We start from the raw sequence: 20,644 nt of genomic DNA, 5'->3' as shown, positions 1-20,644 counted from the left end.
TAAGTGTAGTATTGAATCTTAATTCTCATGTTATTTTCTAAAAATCAAATACTTTTAGGCAAGCCTCAGAAAATGAATCCTCTGGCTATCGCCCTGCGATTAAAATTCGTCTGTTACACATCCGTTGGATGCTGATGCTACTGTTCTTGCATATTTATATAGTACTCCTCTTTTTACTTTTAAAGGAGGAGCTGTCCACTCTTGTTTTCTCTTTGCTAATTCTTCTTCAGAAACAGCTAAGTTTATTGTATTGGTTTCTGCATTGATAGTTATCGTATCTCCATCTTTTACCAAAGCAATTACCCCACCTTCTTGTGCTTCTGGTGTAATATGCCCTACTACAAATCCGTGAGTTCCTCCTGAAAAACGACCATCTGTAATTAGAGCAACCTCTTTACCTAATCCTGCTCCCATAATTGCGGCTGTGGGTTTTAACATTTCTGGCATACCTGGGCCTCCTTTTGGACCTTCATAGCGGATTACTACAACATCACCTTTTGCTACTTTTCCATCTCGTATTCCGTCATTAGCTTCATATTCTCCTTCAAATACTTTTGCTTTTCCAGAAAAATACAATCCTTCTTTTCCTGTTATTTTTGCTACTGAACCTTCTTTAGCAAGATTTCCATAAAGCATTCGTAAATGTCCAGTAGCTTTGATAGGCTGTTCTGTAGGTTTAATTACATCTTGTCCCTCTGTTAAACTAGGAACCGCAGCTAAATTTTCGGCTAATGTTTTACCTGTTACTGTTAAGCACTCTCCATGCAACAAACCTTTTTCTAGTAGATATTTTAAAACTGCAGGTGTACCACCTACTTTATGTACATCTTCCATTAAGTATTTCCCACTAGGTTTTAAGTCGGCTAAGAATGGAGTTTCATCAGAAATACGTTGGAAATCTTCTAAGGTAAACTTCACTCCTGCTGCTTTTGCTATGGCTAAAAAGTGTAATACCGCATTAGTAGAACCTCCCATAACTGTTACCAATCGTACTGCATTTTCTAAAGCTTTTTTAGTAACAATGTCTGATGGTTTGATATCTTTTTCAAGTAATACACGTAGTGCTTCACCTGCTTTTACACATTCTTGCTCTTTGTTATCACTAATTGCAGGATTGGATGAATTGTATGGTAAACTCATTCCCAACGCTTCAATCGCTGATGCCATGGTATTTGCAGTGTACATTCCTCCGCAAGCACCTGCTCCTGGGCATGCTTTTTCAATTACACTTTGATATTCTTTTTTTGTAATCGTTCCTGCAACTTTCTCTCCCCATGCTTCAAAAGCTGATACTACATCTAATTTTTTTCCTTCATGACACCCTGAAGCAATTGTTCCTCCGTACACTAAAACAGAAGGGCGATTTAAACGCAACATTGCCATTAATGCTCCTGGCATGTTTTTATCACATCCTACTACGGTTACCAGTCCGTCATACGACATCGCTTGCACTACGGTTTCCATAGAGTCGGCAATTACATCACGAGATGGTAGTGAATAACGCATCCCCGGAGTTCCCATAGAAATTCCATCAGAAACTCCAATGGTATTAAATATCAATCCAACTAAATCAGCGTTTTCTGTTCCTTCTTTCACCAATTTTGCTAAATCGTTTAGGTGCATATTGCATGGATTTCCTTCGTATCCTGTACTTGCTATTCCTACCAACGGTTTTTCTAAATCTGCTTTTGATAAGCCTATGGCATGCAACATTGCTTGTGCTGCAGGCTGTGTATCATCTTGTGTTACTTGTTTACTAAATTTGTTTAGTTCCATGTTAACTTGCTTTTCTTTTTTGACGTAAGCCCAATACTTCGTCTTTATATAATTTCATTAGTTTGTATCCATGTGATTTTTCCCACGATAGTGGAAATTGATAATCGTCTAACGATTGTAATCCTACCACTTCGGCTGCTGTTCCTGTAAAAAAGCAGGCATCTGCCTGTTTTAATTCTTCTAGTGTAAAGTGCTTTTCTTCAACAGGTATTCCTTCTTCCTTAGACAAATCGATAACCGTAGCACGTGTAATTCCTGCCATGATATGACCTCTTGGTGGAGTGTATAGCTTTCCATCTTTTTGCATAAAAACATTGGCTCCTGAGCACTCTGCTACATTACCGTTCATGTCTAATAATAATGCTTCATCATACCCATTATTTTTTGCTTCGTTGGTTGATAATATTGAATTTGTGTAGTGTCCTGTTACTTTGGCTTCTACAAAACATGATTTCGGATTCGGGCGTTGGAATGAAGACGTTTTTACACGTAGTAATTTATCTCCCATATATTTTCCCCATTCCCAACATTGGATAATTAGGTTTGTTTCTTTAGAAGTCAACAAACTCATATCGGCTCCAGTAGTGACTAACGGACGGATGTATGCATCTTTCAAACCATTACGTTCTAATAATTCATACGTAATTTGTGTGAGTTCTTCTTCTGAATAATCTAATTGAATATTCATTACTTCTGCGCCAAACTTTAGTCTTTTGTAATGCTCATACGACTTAAAGACTCTAGCTCCCTCGGTTGTATTGTAAGCTCTAATTCCCTCGAAAACTCCGTTTCCGTAGTGTAAACTCTGGCTATACAAATTAGCGCTAGCATCTTTCGCTTTTATAAACTCTCCGTTGAAAAAAATTACTGTTTCCTCGTTATAGTACATTTTTAGTTGTTTTTACTGTTCAAAATTATTTTTCGCTTTTTACTTTACTTTCTTCTATTTTAAGGCTTCAATGATTCTCACTTACTCACAAAAACATTTAACCTATTTAAAATCAAATATTTAACATCCATTCATTATGATATTCAAAAGCATAAAAAAAGCCTGTATCTTGAGTTAGATACAGGCTTTCTTATAGGTAATAACCATCTGTATCAACTCGGTGGAGAGCTAATAATGACAATAATAATTACCACGATGTTAAAAAATTGATTCATGTTTTTTGTAACAAAAAAAGGCTTCCTAAATTTAGGAAGCCTTCTTATAATTTATATGTTAAACTATTAAATACCGCTTCCTTATCCTTGTGAAATAATCACAATGACAATAATAGAAATGATATTTAAAATTTGTTTTTTCATCTGTTGCCACAAATATTTGAAATTATTTTTTAGTTATCCTAATATTTTTTTAACTTTTTTATTCCCCTTCTAGAAAAAACACTCACTAACCCTCTGTATTACTTACACTTATAAAACTTTTTATTTTTTATATAGCATTAATCAAAATTTATTTTATAGATTTGCGCCATTATGCAAACAAATAAAATATACAACAATATACCCAGTTTCTTAGTGCGGTTTTTCAACCGACGCTAGTCTTTCCTTGCACAAAACTGAGTATTGTATAATTTTATTTTTATCCTTTTGATTTCTATAATCTACATTTTTATATCGTTACTAACTCTTGTTATTGTTTTCAATAACGTAGTTGTTGTACGACCTATTTTTATCCGACGTCGCCCGTAAGGGTGCTACTTCTTTTGGGAACCTAGGTGCGTCCGGTTCTTCTTTTCAAACCACCGATTTATAACAAAATGTTTATCTAAAATCAATTTCAATGAGAGTTGTTATTGCTGATCAATCGCATAGTAAGTATGCCGAAATTATTTGTCAAACTATTGACGAAGCTGCTCTGGTTAGAGGCACAGGAATTGCTAAAAGAAAACCAGAATATATTATTACAAAACTAGAAAATGGTAACGCAGTTATTGCTTTAGATGGCGATAAGTTTGCTGGCTTTTGCTATATCGAAGCTTGGAGTCATGGCAAATTTGTAGCTAATTCAGGATTAATTGTTCATCCAGATTACAGAGGTATTGGTTTAGCCAAGCAAATAAAAAAAGTAGTTTTTGAACATTCCAGAGCAAAATTCCCTAACGCTAAAATATTTAGTATCACTACAGGCTTAGCAGTTATGAAGCTCAATAGCGAATTGGGTTATAAGCCTGTTACCTTTTCTGAACTTACAGAAGATCAATCTTTTTGGAATGGTTGTCAAACCTGCAAAAACTACGATGTCTTACAACGTACACAACAAAAAATGTGCTTGTGTACTGGTATGTTATACGATCCTAACAAAAAATCTCAAAACATAAAGATAAAAGGAAAAGTCTTTCAAAGACTTAAAAGAATTAAGGAGAGCATCTTCCTAAAAAAAGACAAAAAATGAAAAAATTAGTAATTGCATACAGTGGAGGTTTAGATACTTCATACTGCGCGGTAAGCTTATCAAAACAAGGATACGAAGTTCATGCTGTTAGTGTGAATACTGGTGGGTTTTCTTCCGAAGAAATTAAAAAAATTGAAGAAAATGCCTATATAATGGGAGTAGCTACATATAAAAACATTAATGCTGTTGATGATTTTTACAAGAAGGTAGTAAAGTATTTAATCTTTGGAAATGTTTTAAAAAACAATACCTACCCCCTTTCTGTAAGTGCTGAAAGAATTGTACAAGCTATTGAAATTGTAAACTATGCCAAAAGTATAGGTGCTGACTGTATCGCTCATGGTAGTACAGGTGCAGGAAACGATCAGGTAAGATTTGATATGATTTTTCAAACGATAGCTCCAGAAATAGAAATCATCACACCAATTAGAGATTTACAACTTTCAAGACAGGAAGAAATCGAATATTTAAAGAATAATGGAATCGATTTGTCTTGGGAAAAAGCCAAATACTCTGTAAATAAAGGGTTGTGGGGAACTAGTGTTGGTGGTGAAGAAACGTTGACCTCTGAACAACCATTACCTGAACATGCCTATCCTTCACAAGTGACTAAAACAACATCAGAACAGGTAAAACTTTCTTTTGTTAAGGGTGAATTAATAGCTATTAATGATGACAAAAAAACTCCTTTTCAAAATATTGAGCAATTAAATCAAATTGCTTCTAAATTCGGGATTGGAAGAGATATTCATGTAGGTGATACGATTGTAGGAATTAAAGGAAGAGTTGGTTTTGAAGCTGCTGCTGCGTTAATTACTATCAAAGCGCATCATTTGTTAGAGAAACACACCTTAACCAAATGGCAATTACAACACAAAGAGTATTTGGCTAGTTTTTACGGAATGCACTTGCATGAAGGTCAATATTTAGACCCTGTGATGAGAGACATGGAAGCTTTTTTAGAAAGCAGTCAATCAAAAGTTACGGGTGATGTTTTTGTTACACTAAAACCTTATCACTTTACACTAGACGGAATTACTTCTCCATATGATTTGATGAATACCAAATTTGGAAGTTACGGAGAGCTTAACAACGGATGGACCGCTGATGATGCTAAAGGTTTTATCAAGCTCTTAGGAAATCAAAATAAAATATATCAACAAGTGAATCAATAGACAGTAAACAACGAACAGATTGCCACTCTTTAGCCTGTCTTGAGCGACAGTCGAAAGGCTCGCAATGACAAAACCGTCATCATGAGGAGTGATAACGACGTGATGATCTTATAAATGGAAACTGATTCTACTATTTAAACAACAAACAATATGATACAAGTAGGAATTATAGGTGGTGCAGGGTACACAGCTGGCGAGTTAATAAGACTTTTACTACAGCATCCTGAAACTGCTATCAATTTTGTGTACAGCACCTCTAATGCAGGAAATAAAATAGCAAACATACATCAGGATTTAGTGGGTAGCACTGAGCTAACATTTACAAATACAATCAATGAGAACATAGATGTACTATTCTTATGCTTAGGACATGGAAACTCTAAAAAGTTTTTAGAAGCTCATACCTTTTCAGACCACACAAAGATTATTGATTTAGGAAATGATTTCAGATTAAAAGCTGATAACACTTTTCAAAGAAAAGAGTTTGTATACGGTTTACCTGAACTTCAAAAAACAGCGATACAAGGAGCTTCATACATAGCAAACCCAGGGTGTTTTGCTACCGCTATTCAATTAGGATTACTTCCACTGGCAGATGCTAATTTATTACAAGGTGATGTACACATCAATGCAGTTACAGGTGCAACGGGTGCGGGAACTTCATTATCAGCTACCACACATTTTACGTGGAGAGATAATAATTTTTCCTATTACAAACCTTTTACCCATCAACATTTGGGAGAAATTAATCAGACGTTAGCTACGCTTCAATCTAGTTTTAATTCAGAAGTATTATTTCTTCCTAACAGAGGGGACTTTTCTAGAGGTATCTATGCTACGTTATACACACATTTTGAAGGAAATTTAAAAGAGGCACAGCAACTGTATGCTGACTATTACAAGAATACTTTTTTTACACATGTTGCTGATAATGACCTGCATTTAAAACAAGTGGTAAACACGAATAAATGTTTAATTCACTTACACAAACACGAAGATAAACTACTGATAACAAGCATTATTGACAACCTATTAAAAGGAGCTTCTGGACAAGCAGTTCAGAATATGAACCTAATGTTTGGTTTTAAAGAAGATACGGGTTTACAGTTAAAGGCAACTTATTTCTAACCCTCACAGAGGGATTAGGTAAACCAAGATGAATGTCTTAATACAAGAAATGAATAATACAAAATATATAATCTAAACTTTCTCAAATGAAAATAGCAATTATAGGAACAGGTAACTTAGGAAAATCAATCGCTAAAGGATTAATACAAAACAATTCGTTTTCTCAACTTTTCTTAACCAAAAGAAATATTGAAGAACTTAATGAATTTAATGAGGTACCCAACGTTTTCATTAGTCCTAATAACAAGGAAGCAATCACAGCATCTGATGTATTAATTTTTGCTGTACAACCAACACATTTAGAAGCTCTTTTAAAAGAATCTGCTCCTCTGTTATCAGACAATCATATAGTAATTTCTACAGTTGCTGGTTTTTCTATTGAAAAAATGGAAACGCTGATTGGTTCAGATACTACTATTATCAGAGCCATGCCTAATACTGCTATTGCCGTTGGAAAATCGATGACTTGTCTTAGTGGCAATACTCAAAAGAAGGAAGATTTAGAAATAGCTACAACTATTTTCAATCAACTAGGAACTTCTATGATTATTCCTGAAGATCAAATGCAAGCAGCCACCGTAATATGTGCTAGTGGAATTGCTTTTTGGATGCGCTTAATACGGGCAACTACACAAGCCGCTATTCAGTTGGGTTTCGATGCAAAAGAAGCACAAGAACTCGCTATGCATACCAGTGAAGGTGCTGCCAACCTACTCATAGCTACAGGAAATCATCCTGAAGAAGAAATCGATAAAGTTACCACTCCTAAAGGCTGTACCATTGAAGGCTTAAATGAAATGGAACACAAAGGATTAAGTGCAGCATTAATACAAGGAATGGTAGCCTCTTTTAATAAAATTAACACCATAAAAAAAACACCATAATGAGTTTATTTAACGTATATCCTCTATTTGATATAACCCCAATAACCGCCAACGATGTATATGTGTACGACGATAAAGGCGCAGAATATTTAGATTTATATGGCGGACATGCCGTAATTTCAATCGGGCACTCACACCCTACCTATGTAAAAAACATTAGTGAGCAAGTAAGTAAACTAGGCTTTTATAGCAACGCGATTCAAAATCCGTTACAAGTTGAGTTAGCTTCACAACTAGAAAACATATCTGGCTGTAACGATTATCAACTATTTTTATGCAATTCAGGAGCTGAAGCCAATGAAAATGCTTTAAAACTAGCTTCTTTTCATACAGGTAAGCAGAAAGTAATTGCTTTTAAGAATTCGTTTCACGGGCGTACTTCTGCTGCAGTAGCAGCAACCGACAATCCTAAGATTGTGGCGCCTATCAATGCGCAGCAAGAAGTTATCTTTTTAGAGTTTGAAGATTTAGTAGGTGTTGAAAAAGCTTTACAAAGCAACGATGTTTGTGCTATTATAATAGAAACCATTCAAGGTATTGGTGGATTGGACGAAGCATCAACTACTTTTTACCAAGGGTTAGAAAAACTATGCAAGCAATACAACACCTTACTTATTGCTGATGAAATTCAGTGCGGATTTGGTAGAACGGGTGATTTCTTTGCTTTTCAAAAACACGGCATTACTCCGCATATCATTTCCATGGCAAAAGGAATGGGGAATGGATTCCCTATTGGGGGAATCTTAATCCATCCAAGTATTGAGGCTTCTTACGGTTTACTAGGAACTACGTTTGGCGGAAATCACTTAGCCTGTGCTGCTTCCTTAGCAGTTATTGAAACCATTAAAAAAGAGCATTTGATGGAAAATGCACAGCAAATTGCTGCATATTTTATGGAACAAGCAGCTTCTATTCCGCAGATAACAACTGTAAAAGGAAGAGGTTTAATGTTAGGGTTAGAATTCGATTTTCCTATTACTGAGCTAAGAAAGAACCTAATATTCAAACATCACATTTTTACAGGGAGCGCTAAGAATCCTAATTTACTAAGAATTCTTCCGCCATTAACCATTCAAAAGCAACATATCAATGTGTTTTTTGAAGCTTTAAAAAAGGAACTGTCATGAAAAAATACACCAGCCTAAACGACATTGAAAACCTTTCGGATACCATTCAAAAGGCAATTCAATTAAAAGAAAATCCCTATCAGTTTACTGATTTAGGACAACATAAAACCTTAGTCATGCTTTTTTTCAATGCTAGTTTACGTACAAGATTAAGCACCGAAAAAGCAGCTAAAAATTTAGGTATGGAGATAAGCGTGTTAAACATTACCAATGCTTGGAATATGGAGTTTGAAGACGGTACTGTGATGAACTTAAGTACTTCAGAGCATATTAAAGAAGCTGCCATGGTAATTTCTCAATATGCTGATATCATTGCGGTAAGAGCTTTTCCGACGTTGAAAGACAAAGAAAAAGACACCTCTGAAATTGTACTCAACAGTTTTATAAAATATGCTACGGTGCCTGTTATTAATATGGAAAGCGCTACTGATCATCCGTTGCAAGCCTTGGCAGATGCGATTACTATTACGGAAACTAAAAAAGTTAACAAACCTAAAGTTGTGTTGTCTTGGGCTCCACACCCGAAAGCATTACCACATTCGGTTGCCAATGCTTTTGTTCACTTGATGCACAAAATGGATGTAGAATTTGTTATAACGCATCCAAAAGGGTACGAGTTAGATTCTGAAATTACGAAAGAGTTTCCTGTAGAGTACAATCAAGATAAAGCTTTTGAAAATGCCGACTTTATCTATGCCAAAAACTGGAGTTCTTTTAATGAGTATGGTAACATACTAAATGAAGACCCCAACTGGATGATTACCAAAGAAAAAATTGGAGATGCTAAGTTTATGCACTGTTTGCCTATTAGAAGAAATGTAGTAGCGGAAGACGCTGTTTTAGATAGTGAGAATTCTCTTGTCATTGAACAAGCCAACAACAGAACCTTTGCTGCCCAAATAGTTTTACAACAAATTTTAGGAGAATTATGAAAACCATAAAGATTGTTAAAATTGGCGGAAACATCATTAATGATGAGAAAGCCTTACATAGCTTCTTAGCTGATTTCGCTCAGTTAAAAGGACCTAAAGTATTGATACACGGTGGTGGAAAATTAGCTTCTGAATTGGCTAAAGAATTGAATATTCCTGTAACTATGATTGATGGCAGACGTGTAACCGATACGCAAACTTTAGATTTAATTACTATGGTATATGCAGGTAAAATCAACAAGCAAATTGTTGCGCAGTTACAAGCGTACAACGCCAACGCCATAGGTTTTACAGGAGCTGATGGAAACACAATTATATCAACCAAACGTCCTGCTGAACCTATAGATTACGGATTTGCAGGCGACGTTGTTACCGTGAATCCGCAAGTAGTAACGATATTAATTAATAATGAAGTAACTCCAGTATTTTGTGCAATTACGCACGATGCAAACGGACAATTACTCAATACCAATGCCGATACTATTGCTGCTGAATTGGCTATAGGGTTATCTGCTGATTTTAATACAGAATTGTACTACTGTTTTGAAAAACCAGGAGTATTAAGTGATGTTTCTGATGATACTTCTGTTATTGAACAAATCACGTTAGAAACCTATACTCAACTAAAAACTGATGGAGTCATTTTTGAAGGAATGCTTCCTAAGTTAGACAATTGCTTTCATGCCCTAAAAAACAATGTTCAAAAAGTACACATAGGCAATACAGCTATGGTATTTAACTCAAAAAACAAACACACCTCATTACAACTATCATGATACAAAGACTCACTACAAAAGCTATCAGCTTATTAAAAAACTTGATAGAAACTCCTTCTTTTTCTTCGGAAGAAGATGCTACTGCCCTACTATTGGAAAACTGGTTTCAAGAATTTGATATTCCGTATACCAGAACACAGAACAATGTATGGTCGGTAAACAAACATTTTGATGATAGCAAACCTACGCTGTTACTCAACTCGCATCACGATACCGTAAAACCTAATAACGGCTATACCAAAGATCCGTTTAAAGCTATTGTAGAAGATGGCAAACTCTACGGGTTAGGAAGTAACGATGCTGGTGGATGTTTGGTATCATTACTAGCAACCTATACCTATTTCTACCAAAAAGAAAACTTAGCGTATAATTTGGTATTTGCAGGAACTGCCGAAGAAGAAAGCAGCGGTCCTAACGGTTTAAACGGATTACTAAAAACCTTACCTAACATTGATGTAGCCATTGTGGGAGAACCTACCTTAATGCAATTAGCTATTGCCGAAAAAGGCTTGGTAGTTTTTGATGCTGAGGTTGCAGGTACATCGAGTCATGCAGCACATCCGAACCACGATAATGCTATTTATAACAGTATTGAAGTATTGCAGTGGTTTAAAGATGTTGAATTTGAAAAAAACTCGGAAACCTTGGGAGACGTAAAACTCACAGTAACACAAATCAATGCAGGGAAACAACACAATGCTGTTCCTTCCGAAGTAAAATTAGTGGTAGATGTTCGTGTAAACGATAAATATACCAATCAGGAAATCAGTGACTTTTTACAAGAACATGCACCTTGTAACATACAACCACGTAGCTTGAATTTAAATTCATCGTCAATACCAAAAGAGCATCCATTGGTACAAGCAGGATTGGCTTTAGGAAGAAAAACATATGGTTCTCCTACCCTATCTGACCAAGCTGTATTGAGTTGTCCCTCGTTAAAATTAGGACCTGGAGACAGCACACGTTCACATACTGCTGATGAATTTATTTATCTTCAAGAAATTGAGGAAGGAATTGAATTGTATATAAAATTATTAGAGAAAGTATTGTAGAAGAACAGAGAACCAAGAACAAAGACTTTCTAAAATCTTTATTCTAAGCCAACCGTCATTCCGAACGAAGTACGAGGAGGAATCTCATTAAAAAGAGTAACAAACATACTTAAGATTTCTCCCTCTGGTCGAAATGACAACAAACAAAAAAAACATAAAAAAAAGAGAATAGAATATAGATTTATGAGAAGTCTTTGCTCTAACAGCGAAGCGGTCTATTCTCTTGGCTCTAAAAAACAATCGTCATTCCGAACGAAGAGAGAAACCGTAAGGTTCAGCGTAGCTAAATCTCATTAAAAAGAGTAACTCATAAGTTTGAGACCTCTCACATACGTTCGAGGTGACAAACAAACAATGAGAATTTTGTTAGTTATAGTGTTTAACACTCAATACTAACTTCTCAATACTCAGTACTAATTAAAAAACATAAAAACATGAAACTTTGGGACAAAGGATTATCCATAGATAAAAAAATAGAACATTTCACTGTTGGGAACGATAGAGAAATAGATATACATATTGCACCGTATGATTTACAAGCATCATTAGCACATGCGAAAATGCTGGCTTCCATCGGTATTATTACTTCGGAAGAATTAGCACAAGTAACTAGTGGAATTGCTACACTACAACAGAAAGTGGCAGACGGTACTTTTATAATTGATCCTCAGTTTGAAGATGTACATTCTAAAATTGAGTTTGAATTAACCAACATGTATGGTGAAGTTGGTAAAAAGATACACACGGCACGTTCCAGAAACGATCAAGTTTTAGTGGCTTTGCAGTTGTATTATAAAGACAATTTACAGCTGATTTCTGATAAAACTAAAACACTTTTCAATACGTTATTACAGTTGGCAGAAGAACATAAAACCAAGTTATTACCTGGGTACACCCACTTACAAGTGGCAATGCCTTCTTCTTTCGGGTTATGGTTTTCTGCGTATGCTGAATTGCTAATTGACGATTTGTACATGGTAGATGCTGCACTAAAAACGGTAGATCAAAATCCGTTAGGTTCTGCGGCTGGGTATGGTAGTTCGTTCCCTATTAATAGAGAGTTTACCACTAAAGAACTTGGGTTTGAAACCTTAAAATACAATGTAGTGGCAGCACAAATGAGCAGAGGAAAAAGTGGGCGTACGCTTACCATGGCATTAGGAAGTGTAAGTAACACCTTAGCTCGTTTTGCCATGGATATTTGCCTGTATATGAGTCAGAATTTCAACTTTATCTCTTTTCCTGATGAATTAACCACAGGAAGCAGCATTATGCCGCATAAAAAGAATCCTGATGTGTTTGAACTCATTAGAGGTAAGTGCAATAAAATTCAAGCGTTGTATACCGAAACCTTGTTAATTACTAACAATTTACCGAGTGGTTATCATAGAGATTATCAGTTATTAAAAGAGAATATCATCAATGCTTTTGAGGAATTAAAAGATGTGTTGGATATTTTTGATTATGCTATTCAGCAAGTTATTGTGAAGGATATTAACCTACAGGATGAAAAATACAAATACTTATTTACGGTAGATAATATGAATACTTTGGTTGAAAATGGAATGAGTTTTAGAGAGGCTTACCAAAAAATTGGTGGCGAAGTTGTCAACGGTACATATACACCTGATACTTCTAAAAAACACACGCATAAGGGTAGTATTGATAATTTGTGTTTAGATAAAATACGTGAGAAGCTTGGTTAGTGGTAAATACTAAAAAAAGTCGTCATTCCGAACGAGGTACGAGGAGGAATCTTATTAAAAAGAGTAACAAACATGCTTAAGATTTAGCTACGCTGAACCTTACGGTTTCTCCCTCTGGTCGAAATGACATTTATTTTAGATGAGTCCAAAATCTTTGGTGATGGCAATCAGTTGTGTAGGGTTATTGGCGTTAAAGTTTTCTTTTAATAGCTTTAAGCGTTTTTCTACAGAGCTAACACTGCTGGGCTTTATGTCTTTGTTTTTTAATGCTTCGCTAATTTCTTTTTGATCTAAGCCTTCTGCTAAATGTTTTAATAAAAAAACGTCGTAGTCTGTAACTTCAAAAGCTTCTTTATCTCGTAAGGCATGTGCTAATTGTGGTGTTATAAAAAACTCACCGTTAAATACACTTTGTACTGCTTTTTTTAGCTCTCTTTGTCCGTGGTTAGATTTCCATACATACGCATTTACCTCTAACTCATTACATAGTTGCTGAATTCGGTAGGGTTTGTCTTCTACAGAAAATACGACTGTTTTTAAAGTTGGCTGTAGTTTTTTTGCCTCGGCTATGAGATCTTCTCCTGATTCTAATCGTTGCTCATGTATATTGTCTTTAAATGATAAATCGCTTACTAATAAATCAAATGGTTCTTTCTCCAACCATGCTTTTTTAAGTTTTAAAAAAGCCTCATCGCAATATTGTGCATATTCAACATTAGGAATTTGCATGTTTTCTAAGGCTACTTTAATTCCGCTTGACATAAAATCAGCATCTTCTGCTATCAATACTTTTTTGAACATAACTACTTTTTAAAGTGAAACTTTGCTTGAAATCCTTTTTCTTGCTTTGATTCAAAAGTAATAAACCCTCCTACTGATTTAATACGGATTTCCATATTTTGCAAACCATTTTTTATAGAGAGGTTTTCTACACCTATTCCATTGTCTTGATACGCTATTGATAATTTATTTTTTTCTACTGAAAAAGTGATAAGCACCAAAGTTGCTTCGCTGTATTTTTTCATGTTTACCAAGAGCTCTTGTAAGGCTCTATACACTACTATTTGTTTTTCTTTAGTTAACTGGTTTATGTTTACTTCTTGTAATCCTTTGTGAATTACTTTACAACGATCGTTCGTAAAATCTAAAAACAGTTGTTTTAAGAAACTCTCAAAGTGCTCTCCTGTAAGTACAGGACTGTTCTCGTGAGAAATATCTCTGGTTTGTGCATATATTTTCTCTACTCTTGTAAGTAACCTTTCATCTGTTATTGATGTATTTTGTAGTGTATTCATTACCGCGTATACATCGTTTGCCAATTCATCGTGTATTTTTTTAGCTAAGCGGGTTTCTGTGTTGTAAACTTCTATGGCTTTTTCTTTTTTATTTTTTTCTCTTTTGTTAAAGAAATAGACTATTGAGGATAGAATGGTAAGAATTACTGCAAAAATCCAGAGTTGTTTTTGCGATTTTTGTTGTTCCGTTTTAATTTCTGCTTTTAATTTCTGCTCCTTTAACAGATCAAAGTTATATATCGTTTTAACTAATTTATTTCTTGACTTTCTTCTAGCATCAATTATACTGTCTTTTAAATAACTTCTTTCAATTGCATACTTTCTAACCTCATTTCCTTTTATTAGTTTGATTATTTTATCTATTGCTTCTATTCTATCATTAGGTCTTTCTCTTTCTTTTGATAAATCATACATTTTTTGAGCATAGAATAGAGATTTATCAGAATTTTGATTATAAAAATAATCTGATATATATGAGTAATTAGTTATTAACCCCCCATAGTCTTTAATACTATCTTTTAATCTTTGAACTTTAAAAAAATCATTAACGTCAACCTTTTCTCCTAATAAATACTTTGTATACGTATAATTATCCAGTATTTTAAATTTTAATTTTAAATCTATTTTTTTAAAATAATCATTTCTAATCAATCCTTTATAAATATTTATAGACTTATCATATTGATTAATATCCTTATAAACTACTGCTTTATTTGCTATATATCTTATCTTTCTTATACTATCATTAGTAGTATTAATAGCTAGTTTATAATATTTAAAAGCTTCTTTATATTGTTTTTGAATTACTGAATTAATTCCTAAGCTATTATAAATAGCCCCTTTAACTCTGTTATATTTAAATTCATTTCCTGCGTATTTCAAGCCTTGAATTGCCGTAGAATCACTTTTTAAATACATTTCCTCTTCTGATTCGATAAAAGCAATATTATAGAACCTGTTTATTATTTTTAAACTATCATTTAACTTAATGTTGATTTCATTAGATTTTAAATAATAATAATATGCACTATCATTCTGCTTAAAAAAACGATACCCCAACCCCATATGATAATACGCAAAGGAGCGTGATTTTAAATCTTTACTATTTTCAAGTAAACTGTTTAATTCTTTTGCGTAACGAATTCCTTCATTATAGTTTTTCAACTTAAAATAACAATAAGTAATTATTTTTGCTGATAATATTTGTTCTTCTATTCTAGATTTCTTTTTTGCTCTTTCATAATTCTTTAAACTTTTTTCCAGTCTTTCAATACAAGGTAGTTTTTCCTTTGGAGTTTTACTTACTTCATTTTCAGGTTTACATGTAGTAAATAGAATAATAACTAATACAATTAAAAATCTTTTAAATTTTCTTCTCATTTTATAAAAATAAGATAAAAAAAGAGGATGATTATCATCCCCTTTATATTTTTAATTTATTAGTTCCCTTCTGGATCTTCTGGTTCATCAGGATCATGGTCATGTTCCCCCCCTGTATCACTTGTCGTTGTCTCTGTAGAGTCTGTTTGTGGTACTACGGTGGTTGAGTTTGTATTTATAGTGTATAATCCATTTGTTACTAAAAATGTTATAATTAATAAAACCTTGTTCATTTTGTTACTTTTAAAAATTGATAATATTTATCCTGTCCAAGCACTTTGCTTAGCTACAGTTACACCGAGTTTGGGTGTAGAATTTTTAAAAGAGTCGCGCGCCTCTTTCGCGGGAAGTAGAGATGAACATCGGTATTATTAAGTAGCTTCCCCCTAAGAAATTCTACCGACATTTCATCTTTTAATTAGAACCAATCAATTTGTTTTCTTTTTTATTTCTCGATTAATTCTGGTACAAACATAAAACTGATCTCTAGGGAACTATAGAAAATGAATAGAAAAGAATTGGAAAATATTTTTCCAATTTTACGGGTTTCCTTTTCCATACTTTTTCTATAATTTTTAACTTTGGAAAAACCAATAAAACATAGTGATGCTTAAAGAATTACTTAGACTTCTTTATATAAAGCTTGAAAGTGAAAGTGAAAATGACAGGAAAAACAAGACTGGAAATTTTGATTTTTTCGAAGAGCAAATATTAACTCAAAAGCGTTTTGACAAGTACAAGGATTACATGGTTAAATCCAAAACAATGAAGAATTATTATGAAAAGCATGTAGAAGGAAGAATAAATAGTTCTAAAGAACCAACGCTACAATTAAAAAACTTAATAGCTGAGTACTTAGGATTCGATGATTATCTCGATTTTGAGTCTAAAAATCCAAGAAATGGTAATTTTTCAAAAGAAACTAGCAAACCAATAAACAAAAAACATATTTACATTATCACTAGTTCTATAATAGTTCTTCTTTTAGTTCTTTCCCTCTCTTACAAAAATGTACTTTTTATGGATTATAACTGTATTGTTTGGGAAAAAGACCATTATACAAAAGCCCCTTGTTATTATCTTAATTCAATAGACAATACAATTTACCACATAGATATTGATCGTTTTAAAAAAGTAACACTTACCAAAGGCATGGAGTTTTTCACTAACGGAAAACCTAATTTTTGGTATGGAAGTAATAAAGATGATAAACGAGAGTTTTTTACGGCTAGAGGTGTACATCCTGAAACCTTGAAAGAATTAGATCCTATTACTGAATATATTCTTAAGAAAGAAGGTTTTAGACCATAAAAAACGCCGTTAATAATTAAATTAACGGCGTTTATATCTCTTATCGATTAGAAGAATTAATCTTCCTCATCGTCTTCTATAGGAGTTGGTTGATCTTCTCCACCTGTATCAAGACTCTCAATTCTGCCCTTAATAGATGTTTTATTTGAATCTGGATCTTCAGGTTCATCAGGGTCTAGGTCAGTTTCTCCTCCAGTATCAATGCTTTCAGTTCTGCCTTTAGTAGAAGCTCCTTTTGAGTCTGGATCTGGATCTTGATCTTCCTCTCCTCCTGTATTTTGAATTTCTAATTTTTCTTGTTCTTGAATATTATCTTCAAATACATCTGTACAAGATGTAAAAACTCCACTTGCTAATAAAAGTGCTACTGATAAAATTACTTTTCTCATATAAATAAATTTTTCCGCTAAAAAAAAGCTGTTAATATTTAAATCAACAGCTTTTGTCTTTAATATTATTCTACCCAAAGTAGGATAGTAATAACTTTATATTTTATCGTCTACTATAGTTTGGTGCTTCTTTAGTAATAGCAACATCGTGTGGGTGACTTTCGTTAATTCCACTTGCAGTAATACGGATAAACCTTCCTGTATTTTTTAATGTTTCAATGTCTTTTGCTCCACAGTATCCCATTCCTGCACGTAATCCACCTACAAACTGATGAATACTTTCTTGTAATTCTCCTTTGTAAGCAACACGACCTACAATTCCTTCTGGAACTAACTTTTTAATATCGTCTTCTACATCTTGGAAATAACGATCTTTTGAACCTTGTTTCATTGCTTCAACAGATCCCATTCCACGGTACGATTTGAATTTTCTTCCTTCGTAAATAATAGTTTCTCCTGGTGATTCTTTAGTTCCTGCTAATAAAGATCCTAACATCACACAATCTGCTCCTGCAGCAACCGCTTTTGGAATATCTCCTGTATAACGAATACCTCCATCAGCAATTACCGGAACTCCACTTCCTTTAATTGCTGCGGCTACTTCTAATACTGCCGAAAACTGTGGAAATCCTACACCAGCAACTACACGTGTTGTACAAATAGATCCTGGTCCTATTCCTACTTTTACTGCATCAGCTCCTGCTTCTACTAAATATTTAGCTGCTTCAGGAGTTGCTATGTTACCTACAACTACATCTAATTCAGGAAATTTTGCTTTTACTTCTTTTAATACAGAAACTACTCCTTTGGTATGTCCATGAGCTGTATCAATAATCACAGCATCCACCCCTGCATTAACCAATGCTTCTGCTCTATCAACTGCATCGTGTGTTACTCCTAATGCCGCAGCTACGCGTAAACGACCATAAGTATCTTTATTTGCTGTTGGTTTCTGTGTAAGTTTTGTTATATCTCTAAAGGTAATTAACCCTACAAGTTTATCATCATCATTAACAACTGGTAATTTTTCAATCTTATTTTCTTGTAAGATAACTTCGGCATCTTTTAAAGAAGTTCCTTCTGCAACTGTTACTAGGTTTTCAGAGGTCATAACTTCAACTATAGGACGCTCGTTATTTTTTTCGAAACGTAAGTCACGATTAGTTACAATTCCTACTAATTTTCCTGCTTCATCAACAATTGGAATACCTCCAATTTTATGCTCACGCATTGCTTGTTTTGCATCTAAAACGATTGCGCTTAACGATAAGGTAATCGGGTCGATTATCATTCCGCTTTCTGCACGCTTTACCTTACGAACTTCTTGAGCTTGCTGCTCAATTGTCATGTTTTTATGTAACACTCCTATTCCTCCTTCTCTTGCAATAGCAATTGCCATAGCAGACTCAGTTACCGTATCCATTGCCGCAGATACAATAGGAACATTGATTGTTATATTTCTTGTAAATTTTGTTTGAATTGAAACTTCTCTTGGAAGTACTTCTGAATAAGCAGGAACTAATAAAACGTCATCATACGTTAATCCTTCGCCTAGTATTTTAGATTGATGAGCTTGCATATGCAATCAATTTAGTGTGTTGTTAATTAATTGCATGCAAATATACTACAAATAATGCAAAAACAACCTTTAAATTTAAGTTAAGAAAATCATTTTTTAAATGTCTATTTTTTTAGTAGCATTTTATTTTAACCTTTTTTCTATTACGTTAATAATCAAGTTTTATACGTTGAGGGTTTTTCTTCTATTTTCTTTTTCACCTTTTTTTTAAATTTATATTGCTTTTGCATATATTAGAACTCATAAAATAAAGCAATGGAAAATAACACCCTTCAAAAAGACAGTAAAAAAATTGTTAGCACTAATAGTAATGGTGTTTACCCTAAAGTATCTATAGAATTAATCACTGAGATTAACAACATGCTATCGTACGCTATTTATAATGGTATTGTTATTAATACTGAAGTGAACTCTTTAATTGAAAGTAAGAACCTGAATGATTTGATAAATGCTCATAATATTCTTGTTAAAAATATTGCTCCTGCAACACCAAAATCGATAGAATACACGAAAGCTCTTCGTGATGAAGGTCAAAATAAATCTATTTTCAGTAAGCTTCCTATAGTTAGGAATCTTATTTTCTTAGCGCTTTTCTTTTTGGTTTTATTCATTGTTACTGCACTTTCTCCTGATGTTAATAATGACTCATTAGATAAAGGCTTAATGAATAACTCTGGATTGCCTCTCCTTTTAAACCTCTCTTATTTAGCGTCTGTTGCTGGTTTGGGGGTTATTTTTTATTTATTAAAAAGAGTTAGCGATTCTATTAGAGAATCTACCATGGTATCAGAAGAGTCTATTTCTTATTTAGCCCAAATAGTACTTGGTATTATTGCCGGACTTATCATGTCTGAAATTATTTCGTTTTACACCAAAAGCCCTGAAGATATTAACTTGTTTAACAAAGGTGTTTTAGCTCTTATTGGAGGTTTTTCTTCAGAAGCTATTTTTAGTATCCTACAGGGTATTATAGATAGAGTTAAATCTATTTTTATCATACCAAAACCCAATACAAATTAACTATACTTAAAAACAAAGAGGTTGTTACGTTAAGTGATTATTTATAATAGAGCTTACAGCATACTAACCGAACTTAGCTCAATACTGTAGCAACCTCTTTTTAATTATAAACTAACTATACTTATGAAATACTTTTACGTATCTATTTTTTCTTTTTTTCTTTTTTCCTGCGCCAGTATTCCAAGCTCTACTGTAACATTAACGAAAGAGGTTATTAAAGAAGCAGATAATATGCATCAGCTAAATGTTTCTTTAGTCAACAGACTTTTTGATGAAAGAAAAGAAAAAATAAATTTATTTATTGAGAACAAATACACCCCTACGCTACTAAAAAAGTTTGAGGGTTTATTACCTGATTCTTTAGATTACAAAAAGGAATTGCCTAATATTCTAAATAGTATTGTTCCTATTATTAATCGTAAAAAAGACTCTCTTCAAAGTGTATTGGATTTACAAAGGCAAGATATTTTAAACCAACTAAATTCTAATTATAGTGATTATAGTAAAGCTACTACTTCACTTCAAAACTTAATTAATTCTGTTGTAAAGGTAAAAACTACAGAAAGTGATGCTTTATCGGCTATAGATCAACTTACAGGTGACAGAATTAACATAAAAAAAGTTGAAAACACCATTAATCAGAGTATTGATAAAACTGGAAATACTCTAAATAAATTGATAAATATTGAAAAAGTAATTACTGAAAAATAACT

Annotated in this window: 19 protein-coding genes; 12 read left to right on the top strand and 7 right to left on the bottom strand. The window is 33.6% G+C overall.

The window, feature by feature from the left end:
* Positions 1 to 99 precede the first annotated feature (99 nt).
* The gene (gene ilvD, locus VBY68_RS01805) at positions 100 to 1,776 is read right to left on the bottom strand and encodes a dihydroxy-acid dehydratase (RefSeq protein ID WP_415268684.1); all 1,677 of its coding nucleotides are present in this window, start codon (positions 1,774 to 1,776) and stop codon (positions 100 to 102) included.
* Between the two features lies 1 nt (position 1,777).
* Entirely contained in the window at positions 1,778 to 2,665 is an 888-nt protein-coding gene (locus VBY68_RS01800; RefSeq protein ID WP_415268683.1) for a branched-chain amino acid transaminase, read from the bottom strand.
* A gap of 897 nt (positions 2,666 to 3,562) precedes the next feature.
* Here VBY68_RS01800 and VBY68_RS01795 point away from each other — a divergent pair.
* The 9 genes from VBY68_RS01795 to argH all read left to right on the top strand — a co-directional run bounded on the left by VBY68_RS01795 (position 3,563) and on the right by argH (position 12,957).
* Positions 3,563 to 4,174, top strand: a complete 612-nt coding sequence (locus tag VBY68_RS01795; protein WP_124591130.1) for a GNAT family N-acetyltransferase — start codon at positions 3,563 to 3,565, stop codon at positions 4,172 to 4,174.
* Positions 4,171 to 5,349: an argininosuccinate synthase gene (gene argG, locus VBY68_RS01790; RefSeq protein ID WP_415268682.1), complete on the top strand. Its 1,179-nt coding sequence runs from the start codon at positions 4,171 to 4,173 to the stop codon at positions 5,347 to 5,349. The genes VBY68_RS01795 and argG overlap by 4 nt, the downstream gene beginning before the upstream one ends.
* A gap of 150 nt (positions 5,350 to 5,499) precedes the next feature.
* Positions 5,500 to 6,477 (top strand): N-acetyl-gamma-glutamyl-phosphate reductase, encoded by a 978-nt coding sequence (gene argC, locus VBY68_RS01785; protein WP_415268681.1) that lies wholly within the window; start codon positions 5,500 to 5,502, stop codon positions 6,475 to 6,477.
* 86 nt (positions 6,478 to 6,563) lie between these two features.
* Positions 6,564 to 7,361 (top strand): pyrroline-5-carboxylate reductase, encoded by a 798-nt coding sequence (gene proC / locus VBY68_RS01780; protein ID WP_415268680.1) that lies wholly within the window; start codon positions 6,564 to 6,566, stop codon positions 7,359 to 7,361.
* On the top strand, positions 7,361 to 8,488 hold the full coding sequence (locus VBY68_RS01775; RefSeq protein WP_415268679.1) for an aspartate aminotransferase family protein: 1,128 nt from the start codon (positions 7,361 to 7,363) through the stop codon (positions 8,486 to 8,488). Before proC ends, VBY68_RS01775 begins: the two co-directional genes overlap by 1 nt.
* Positions 8,485 to 9,420 (top strand): Rossmann-fold NAD(P)-binding domain-containing protein, encoded by a 936-nt coding sequence (locus VBY68_RS01770; protein WP_415268678.1) that lies wholly within the window; start codon positions 8,485 to 8,487, stop codon positions 9,418 to 9,420. Before VBY68_RS01775 ends, VBY68_RS01770 begins: the two co-directional genes overlap by 4 nt.
* On the top strand, positions 9,417 to 10,196 hold the full coding sequence (argB, locus tag VBY68_RS01765) for an acetylglutamate kinase (protein WP_415268677.1): 780 nt from the start codon (positions 9,417 to 9,419) through the stop codon (positions 10,194 to 10,196). Before VBY68_RS01770 ends, argB begins: the two co-directional genes overlap by 4 nt.
* Complete coding sequence (locus VBY68_RS01760; RefSeq protein ID WP_415268676.1) at positions 10,193 to 11,251, top strand: M20 family metallo-hydrolase; 1,059 nt, start codon at positions 10,193 to 10,195, stop codon at positions 11,249 to 11,251. Before argB ends, VBY68_RS01760 begins: the two co-directional genes overlap by 4 nt.
* A 434-nt stretch (positions 11,252 to 11,685) precedes the next feature.
* Complete coding sequence (argH, locus tag VBY68_RS01755; RefSeq protein ID WP_415268675.1) at positions 11,686 to 12,957, top strand: argininosuccinate lyase; 1,272 nt, start codon at positions 11,686 to 11,688, stop codon at positions 12,955 to 12,957.
* A gap of 135 nt (positions 12,958 to 13,092) precedes the next feature.
* Here argH and VBY68_RS01750 read toward each other — a convergent pair whose 3' ends face one another.
* Genes VBY68_RS01750 through VBY68_RS01740 form a run of 3 tightly spaced genes read right to left on the bottom strand, consistent with a single transcriptional unit; the run spans position 13,093 to position 15,865 of the window.
* Positions 13,093 to 13,758 carry a response regulator transcription factor gene (locus tag VBY68_RS01750; protein WP_415268674.1) on the bottom strand — a complete coding sequence of 222 codons (666 nt, stop codon included), beginning with the start codon at positions 13,756 to 13,758 and terminating at the stop codon, positions 13,093 to 13,095.
* A 2-nt stretch (positions 13,759 to 13,760) separates the two neighbouring features.
* On the bottom strand, positions 13,761 to 15,632 hold the full coding sequence (locus VBY68_RS01745; RefSeq protein WP_415268673.1) for a hypothetical protein: 1,872 nt from the start codon (positions 15,630 to 15,632) through the stop codon (positions 13,761 to 13,763).
* Between the two features lie 59 nt (positions 15,633 to 15,691).
* Positions 15,692 to 15,865 carry a hypothetical protein gene (locus VBY68_RS01740; protein WP_415268672.1) on the bottom strand — a complete coding sequence of 58 codons (174 nt, stop codon included), beginning with the start codon at positions 15,863 to 15,865 and terminating at the stop codon, positions 15,692 to 15,694.
* A 373-nt stretch (positions 15,866 to 16,238) separates the two neighbouring features.
* On the opposite strand from VBY68_RS01740, the gene VBY68_RS01735 reads away from it, so the two are divergent.
* Positions 16,239 to 16,943, top strand: coding sequence for a hypothetical protein (locus tag VBY68_RS01735; RefSeq protein ID WP_099216597.1), 705 nt, complete (start codon positions 16,239 to 16,241; stop codon positions 16,941 to 16,943).
* Positions 16,944 to 16,999: 56 nt separating this feature from the next.
* On the opposite strand, the gene VBY68_RS01730 is transcribed toward VBY68_RS01735, so the two are convergent.
* A complete protein-coding gene (locus VBY68_RS01730) occupies positions 17,000 to 17,332 on the bottom strand; it encodes a hypothetical protein (RefSeq protein ID WP_415268671.1) in 333 nt (110 codons plus the stop codon).
* A 103-nt stretch (positions 17,333 to 17,435) separates the two neighbouring features.
* Entirely contained in the window at positions 17,436 to 18,911 is a 1,476-nt protein-coding gene (guaB, locus tag VBY68_RS01725; protein WP_099216670.1) for an IMP dehydrogenase, read from the bottom strand.
* Between the two features lie 255 nt (positions 18,912 to 19,166).
* Between guaB and VBY68_RS01720 the strand changes: the two genes are divergently transcribed.
* Together VBY68_RS01720 and VBY68_RS01715 are read left to right on the top strand one after the other, a co-directional pair.
* On the top strand, positions 19,167 to 19,931 hold the full coding sequence (locus VBY68_RS01720) for a hypothetical protein (protein WP_415268670.1): 765 nt from the start codon (positions 19,167 to 19,169) through the stop codon (positions 19,929 to 19,931).
* A gap of 123 nt (positions 19,932 to 20,054) precedes the next feature.
* On the top strand, positions 20,055 to 20,642 hold the full coding sequence (locus VBY68_RS01715; RefSeq protein WP_415268669.1) for a hypothetical protein: 588 nt from the start codon (positions 20,055 to 20,057) through the stop codon (positions 20,640 to 20,642).
* Positions 20,643 to 20,644: the final 2 nt, after the last annotated feature.

This window comes from Tenacibaculum ascidiaceicola (genome assembly GCF_047470925.1).
Classification (GTDB): Bacteria; Bacteroidota; Bacteroidia; order Flavobacteriales; family Flavobacteriaceae; genus Polaribacter; species Polaribacter discolor.
This window is presented reverse-complemented; position numbering and strand designations above follow the sequence as displayed.

Bases quoted from the DNA above. Each gene is read 5' to 3' on its own strand.
- VBY68_RS01800 (WP_415268683.1), bottom strand. From the start codon at position 2,665: ATGTACTATAACGAGGAAACAGTAATTTTTTTCAACGGAGAGTTTATA.
- ilvD (WP_415268684.1), bottom strand. From the start codon at position 1,776: ATGGAACTAAACAAATTTAGTAAACAAGTAACACAAGATGATACACAG.
- argB (WP_415268677.1), top strand. From the start codon at position 9,417: ATGAAAACCATAAAGATTGTTAAAATTGGCGGAAACATCATTAATGAT.
- VBY68_RS01770 (WP_415268678.1), top strand. From the start codon at position 8,485: ATGAAAAAATACACCAGCCTAAACGACATTGAAAACCTTTCGGATACC.
- VBY68_RS01750 (WP_415268674.1), bottom strand. From the start codon at position 13,758: ATGTTCAAAAAAGTATTGATAGCAGAAGATGCTGATTTTATGTCAAGC.
- VBY68_RS01735 (WP_099216597.1), top strand. From the start codon at position 16,239: ATGCTTAAAGAATTACTTAGACTTCTTTATATAAAGCTTGAAAGTGAA.
- argG (WP_415268682.1), top strand. From the start codon at position 4,171: ATGAAAAAATTAGTAATTGCATACAGTGGAGGTTTAGATACTTCATAC.
- argH (WP_415268675.1), top strand. From the start codon at position 11,686: ATGAAACTTTGGGACAAAGGATTATCCATAGATAAAAAAATAGAACAT.
- guaB (WP_099216670.1), bottom strand. From the start codon at position 18,911: ATGCAAGCTCATCAATCTAAAATACTAGGCGAAGGATTAACGTATGAT.
- VBY68_RS01795 (WP_124591130.1), top strand. From the start codon at position 3,563: ATGAGAGTTGTTATTGCTGATCAATCGCATAGTAAGTATGCCGAAATT.
- VBY68_RS01745 (WP_415268673.1), bottom strand. From the start codon at position 15,632: ATGAGAAGAAAATTTAAAAGATTTTTAATTGTATTAGTTATTATTCTA.
- VBY68_RS01730 (WP_415268671.1), bottom strand. From the start codon at position 17,332: ATGAGAAAAGTAATTTTATCAGTAGCACTTTTATTAGCAAGTGGAGTT.
- VBY68_RS01720 (WP_415268670.1), top strand. From the start codon at position 19,167: ATGGAAAATAACACCCTTCAAAAAGACAGTAAAAAAATTGTTAGCACT.
- VBY68_RS01740 (WP_415268672.1), bottom strand. From the start codon at position 15,865: ATGAACAAGGTTTTATTAATTATAACATTTTTAGTAACAAATGGATTA.
- VBY68_RS01775 (WP_415268679.1), top strand. From the start codon at position 7,361: ATGAGTTTATTTAACGTATATCCTCTATTTGATATAACCCCAATAACC.
- VBY68_RS01760 (WP_415268676.1), top strand. From the start codon at position 10,193: ATGATACAAAGACTCACTACAAAAGCTATCAGCTTATTAAAAAACTTG.
- proC (WP_415268680.1), top strand. From the start codon at position 6,564: ATGAAAATAGCAATTATAGGAACAGGTAACTTAGGAAAATCAATCGCT.
- VBY68_RS01715 (WP_415268669.1), top strand. From the start codon at position 20,055: ATGAAATACTTTTACGTATCTATTTTTTCTTTTTTTCTTTTTTCCTGC.
- argC (WP_415268681.1), top strand. From the start codon at position 5,500: ATGATACAAGTAGGAATTATAGGTGGTGCAGGGTACACAGCTGGCGAG.